The organism is Phenylobacterium sp. (assembly GCF_036723115.1).
GTDB lineage: Bacteria > Pseudomonadota > Alphaproteobacteria > Caulobacterales > Caulobacteraceae > Phenylobacterium.
Map to the genome: position 1 here is coordinate 1 of NZ_DAIMHV010000256.1, position 1,712 is coordinate 1,712.

General features: G+C 69.0%; 2 protein-coding genes. Both read left to right on the forward strand.

Translation table 11 applies throughout. The annotated features are described in order from the left end of the window. Window positions 1–125 precede the first annotated feature (125 nt). Complete coding sequence (locus V7D28_RS15230; protein WP_333588226.1) at window positions 126–983, forward strand: tyrosine-type recombinase/integrase; 858 nt, start codon at window positions 126–128, stop codon at window positions 981–983. Between the two features lie 4 nt (window positions 984–987). After that, window positions 988–1,712 (forward strand): IS91 family transposase (locus tag V7D28_RS15235; protein WP_333588227.1); only part of this gene is annotated, 725 nt, incomplete at its 3' end.

Here is a 1,712-nt window from a genome sequence, read left to right on the forward strand (position 1 = left end):
CAGGGGACTAAGCCGCTCGCGCGGCATGGGTGGGCTGGAGAGAGGTCTGTGAGGGGTCGGCTGGCGCGGTGTTTGGCCGGTCCTGTCTGAAGATTGGGGATCAACCCTGCAGACAGGAGATCCCCATGACCTCTGCGACCACGACCCCGCTGCGCCAGCGGATGATCGAGGACATGACCATCCGCCAGTTCGGTTCGAAGACCCAGCACGACTATGTGCGGGTGGTGGCCGACTTCGCCCGGTTCCTCGGCCGTTCACCTGACCAGGCCGAGCCGGAAGACCTGCGCCGCTACCAGTTGCGCCTAGCTGCCGACGGCGCCTCGCCGGCTAAGATGAACGCTGCGGTTTCAGCCCTGCGGTTCTTCTTCAAGGTGACCCTGGCCCGGCAGGGGTTTGGCGAGCGGCTGGCGACGGTGCGCAAGGAAGACCGGCTGCCGGAGGTGCTCAGCCCCGAGGAAGTGGCGCTGCTGCTGCACTGTGCGCCGAGCCTGAAGCACAAGGCGGCCCTCAGCGTCGCCTATGGCTGTGGCCTGAGGGTCTCGGAGATCGTCCATCTGAAGGTGGCCGACATCGACTCAGCCCGCATGCTGGTCCGCGTCGAGCAGGGCAAGGGCCGCAAGGACCGGTACGTCATGCTCTCGCCCGAGCTCCTGGAGCTGCTGCGAGCCTGGTGGCGGATGGCGCGGCCCAAGGGCTGGCTCTTTCCGGGCCGAGATCCGGGCCAGCCGATCACCCCCCGGCAGCTCAACCGCGCCCTGAAGGTGGCCGCGGCCTCGGCGGGCTTGGACAAGCCGGTGTCGATGCACACCCTGCGCCACTGCTTCGCCACCCACCTTCTGGAGCGCAAGACCGACGTGCGGGTGATCCAGGCGCTGCTGGGCCACAAGAAGCTGGACACGACCGCTCGCTACACCCGCGTGGCGATCAAGACGCTGGGCGCGGTGCAGAGTCCGCTCACCCATCTGAGATCGCCGCAGCCATAAGCCCGTGCGGCCATCCCTGGAGGTGGCCGACATCCTACGCGCCCACGGCGAGGCCTTCCGCCGGGCCCATGCCGGCCGCTTGAGCCTTGGCCAGCTCAAGGTCATGTCGGCCATCGAAGCCTGCCGCACCGCCGAGCTCGGCGGCCACGTCGCCCGCTGCGAGGCCTGTGAGCGTCTGGCGGTGAGCTACAACTCCTGCCGTAACCGTCACTGCCCCAAGTGTCAGGGACAGGCGGCTCAGGCCTGGCTCGAAGAGCGCCAGGCCGACCTGCTGCCTGTCCCTTACTTCCATGTGGTCTTCACCCTGCCGGCCCCGATGGCGGCCATCGCCTTCCAGAACAAGGCCCTGGTCTACGGCCTGCTCTTCAAGGCCGCCGCCCAGACGCTGACGACCATCGCCGCCGATCCCAAGCACCTGGGCGCCCGGATCGGCCTGATCGGGGTGCTGCACACCTGGGGCTCGGCCCTGACCCACCATCCGCACGTCCACTGCATCGTACCGGGCGGCGGGGTCTCCCCCGACGGCCAGCGCTGGGTGGCCTGCCGCAAGGGCTTCTTCCTGCCCGTCCGGGTGCTCTCGCGGCTCTTCCGCCGGCTCTTCATCGAGAAGCTCGCCGCCGCCCATGCTCAGGGCGCCTTGAGCTTCTTCGGCGAGCTGGCAGGCCTGGCCGACCCGAAGGCCTTCGCCGCGCATCTGGCGCCGCTGCGCCGGACCGAGTGGGTGGTCTA

What these genes read in the sequence shown, in the direction of transcription:
- V7D28_RS15230 (WP_333588226.1), top strand. Translation starts at nt 126, where the DNA reads ATGACCTCTGCGACCACGACCCCGCTGCGCCAGCGGATGATCGAGGAC.